This window comes from Mycobacterium sp., assembly GCF_032159765.1.
In the GTDB taxonomy this organism is placed as follows: Bacteria; Actinomycetota; Actinomycetes; order Mycobacteriales; family Mycobacteriaceae; genus Mycobacterium.
The window spans coordinates 1-3,441 of the sequence record NZ_JAVHWM010000103.1; the positions used below are offsets into that span (position 1 = coordinate 1).

Annotated in this window: 4 protein-coding genes; 2 read left to right on the forward strand and 2 right to left on the reverse strand. The window is 66.3% G+C overall.

All coding sequences use genetic code 11. From position 1 onward, the window contains the following. On the reverse strand, positions 1 to 503 hold a 503-nt coding region (locus tag QOH60_RS11570; RefSeq protein ID WP_526420321.1), incomplete at its 3' end, for a cutinase family protein. Between the two features lie 101 nt (positions 504 to 604). Here QOH60_RS11570 and QOH60_RS11575 point away from each other — a divergent pair. Both QOH60_RS11575 and QOH60_RS11580 read left to right on the forward strand, forming a co-directional pair. Continuing rightward, positions 605 to 1,621 carry a TIGR03617 family F420-dependent LLM class oxidoreductase gene (locus tag QOH60_RS11575; RefSeq protein WP_526420323.1) on the forward strand — a complete coding sequence of 339 codons (1,017 nt, stop codon included), beginning with the start codon at positions 605 to 607 and terminating at the stop codon, positions 1,619 to 1,621. Between the two features lie 127 nt (positions 1,622 to 1,748). Next, a complete protein-coding gene (locus QOH60_RS11580) occupies positions 1,749 to 2,843 on the forward strand; it encodes an alpha/beta hydrolase (protein WP_526420327.1) in 1,095 nt (364 codons plus the stop codon). Between the two features lie 118 nt (positions 2,844 to 2,961). Here QOH60_RS11580 and QOH60_RS11585 read toward each other — a convergent pair. After that, positions 2,962 to 3,441: DUF5994 family protein (locus tag QOH60_RS11585; protein ID WP_526420325.1), on the reverse strand; the 480-nt coding region annotated here is incomplete at its 5' end.

Here is a 3,441-nt window from a genome sequence, read left to right on the forward strand (position 1 = left end):
ACGTGCTTAGCGACCTCGGGCGGCATCGGCGCGGGTACCGCCTCAGGGGGTACTCCCGGGGGTACGGCGGCCGAGGTGACGAAGCCGGCCACGGCCGCGCCTTGGGAGAAACCGCCGAGCACGATCCTCGTTCTGGGGCAGGTCGAGCTCGTCGACTCGATGTGGCTGCTCGCGTCCCTGATCCCGTCGATGACGGTCAGCGCGAACTGAAAGGGATCCGAAAAGTCCGCACTGGCATCGTAATTGACGGGATACACGCTCACCGGCCTAGCGCCCGCTCTCGCCCGCAGCGCGTCAACGAACGCCTGCCCTACCCCACCGACACCCGGGGGCTCGCCGGTACCGCGGGCGAACACCACCTCCACGTCGGGGCATGGCTCTGCCGACGCGCGCGGGGCCGAGGCGGTCGGCACCGCGTACGCGACAATGAGAAGCGCACCAAGCACTTGCGCGATCCGGCGAAACGCCTGTGCTCGAAGCCACCTGCCATCGCGGTCACTCATCATGTTTGTCTCTACCCTCACGTCGACTTCGCCGACGGTTACCCATTCGCGGCCCTACGTACCCGCGGGAGACGCATTTGCTCGCGGCGTACCGTTCCCTCGTGCACGTCGATGCGATGACCACTCCTCAGCCGCTGGCCTCGATCGGCGACCTCGCCCGGCGCACGCAGAGCGCGGGGTTCTCGGGACTTCTGTTCACCGAGACGGGTCGTACCGCCTACCTGAATGCCGCCGTGGCCTCGCAGGCAGCGCCAGGTCTCGACCTCTTGACTGGCGTCGCGGTGGCGTTTCCGCGCAGTCCGTTCGTCACGGCCGCGGAGGCGTGGGAACTGCAGGAGGCGACGGCCGGGAGGTTTCGGCTCGGTCTTGGCACGCAGGTGCGTCGGCATGTGGTTCGGCGTTACGGAGCCGATTTCGACCATCCCGGTCCGCGGCTGCGCGACTACGTGCGCGCGGTGAAGGCATGCTTCACCGCATTTCGGACCGGGACGCTGGATTACCACGGCGAGTTCTACGAGCTCGACTTCATCACCCCGCAGTGGAGCGCGGGGCCGATCGACGCGCCCGACCCGAAAGTCGATATCGCAGCGGTGAATCCGTGGATGCTGCGGATGGCCGGCGAGGCGGCCGACGGGGTGCATGTTCACCCGCTCGGCGAGCCGGGCTACATCGCACGTCACGTGACGCCGAATGTGGCTGCGGGAGCGGCGGTTTCGGGGCGTTCGCCGTCGGATGTCGCGGTGATCGTGCCGGTGATGACGATCGTCGGTGACAGCGACTCGGAGCGCGACAAGGAGCGGGAGCTGGTTCGGGCCAGCATGAGCTTCTACGGGAGCACACCCAACTACGCCTTCATCTGGGACGAGGCGGGATTCGAGGGGACCACCGCGCGCATCCGGGAGAAGCAAAAGGCCGGTGACTTCAAGGGGATGGCGGCTCAGATCACCGACGACCACATCGCCACGTTCGCGACGGAGTCGACGTGGGAGGGGCTGGCCGATGCGCTGGTGGAGAGGTATGGCGGCGTCGCGTCGCGCATCGTGTTGTACAACGCGATCGGCGCCCCAGAGCGCTTCGAGCGATATGGCGAAGTCGCGCGCCGGATATCGAGTCGATAACAAGACGATCACTCCCCCGCGTGGGCACGGGCGTCGACGGGGCCAAACGGCTAATTTCGCGCGCGTGGCAGGGGTATTCGCGCAGTGGGTTCGTCGGGTCGGAGTGGTGCTGACTGTCGCGGTGGTGATGACCGTCGCCGTCCTGGTCGCTTCAGCACCGAACGCGTCGGCATTCTCGCGAAAGGGACTGCCGGTCGAGTATCTGAAGGTGCCGTCGCCCTCCATGGGGCGGGATATCAAGGTCCAATTCCAAGGCGGTGGACCGCATTCGGTGCTGCTGCTCGACGGGTTGCGCGCGCAGGACGACTTCAACGGGTGGGACATCAACACCGCGGCGTTCGAGTGGTTCTATCAGTCGGGGATATCGGTGGTCATGCCCGTCGGCGGCCAGTCGAGCTTCTACACCGATTGGTACGCACCCGCGAACGGCAGTAACGGCGCGCTGACGTATAAGTGGGAGACCTTCCTCACGCAGGAGCTACCGGCGTGGCTCGGGGCGAACAAGGGCCAGGATCCGCGTGGCAATGCTGTTGTGGGGGTGTCGATGTCGGGCGGTACGGCACTGATTCTGGCGGCGTATTACCCGCAGCAGTTCAAGTTCGCGGCGTCGCTGTCGGGGTTCTTGAACCCGTCGAAGGGGTTGTGGCCGACGGTGATCGGGCTCGCGATGAAGGATGCCGGCGGATACAACGTGACCGATATGTGGGGGCAGCCGGGCAGTGCGGCGTGGCTGCGCAACGATCCGATGCTGAATATCCCTCGGCTGGTGGCCAATAACACCGCCATTTGGGTGTATGTCGGCAACGGAACAATGAGCGACATCGACGACGACGGCGGGGGCTTCGGAGTCCAGTTCAGCGCGCAGTACCTGGAGAACGTCACGGTGAACACGAACAAGGAGTTCCAGCAGAAGTTTCAAGCGGCCGGCGGACGCAACGCGGTGTTCAATTTCCCGACGAGTGGAACGCACAGCTGGGGTTACTGGGGTGCGCAGCTGCAGCAGATGAAGCCGAACCTGATTCGCCTCCTCCAGACTCCGCCGCCGGCGCCAGCGCCGCCGCCGGCCGCGGCACCTCAAGTCCCGGGGCAGGTACCCCAGGTCCCAGGCGTCCAGGCGCCGGTGGTTCAAGCGCCTCAGGCTCAAGTGCCCGCGGCTCAAGTGCCCCAGGCTCAGGTGCCCGCGCCCGCCGCGCCCGGCCTCCAACTGGTGCCCGTGCGATAGTGCCCGCAATTCCGGGCGACTTCCTCGTTGCCGGCATCTGAGCGACTTATCGCGACTTTCTCACTGGCGCAACGCATTTGTCGCTAGGATGCGAGCGCAGCGGCACTTGGTCTGGCAGCTACTGGGGCGTGGTGAGCAGCTGGTCGACGGTCGAGTCGTCGCCTCGGCCGGCCGCGGTCATCATCGCAGTGTGCGCGCGGACCGCATCGGTGTTCGACGGGATGACCAACAGGACGATGCGGCCCTCCTCACCGCCGAGCACGTCGACGGTATTCATCTGCGCTTCTCGATCTCCGTCAAGTCGCACCGCCTGCCCGTCGACCACAAGTTCGGCGGGCGCTTTGACCCAATCGTCCAGGTGGTATCGCACGTGGTGGATAGGTCCGAGTCGGACCGACAGCACTGCGAGCAGATCGGCAAGTTCGGTGGTCAGATCGTCACTCCACGGCCACCACGCCCCGTCGACGTTGCCGCTCGGCGGCGCCTTCGGCTTCAACCTCAACCGCGGCGAGTAGTCAGGGCCTGTGGGGTGCCGACGAGGTTCGGGCTCGAGCTGGTTCGGCGTCATGACGACGCTCCCGTCCGGGCCGTGGGACGG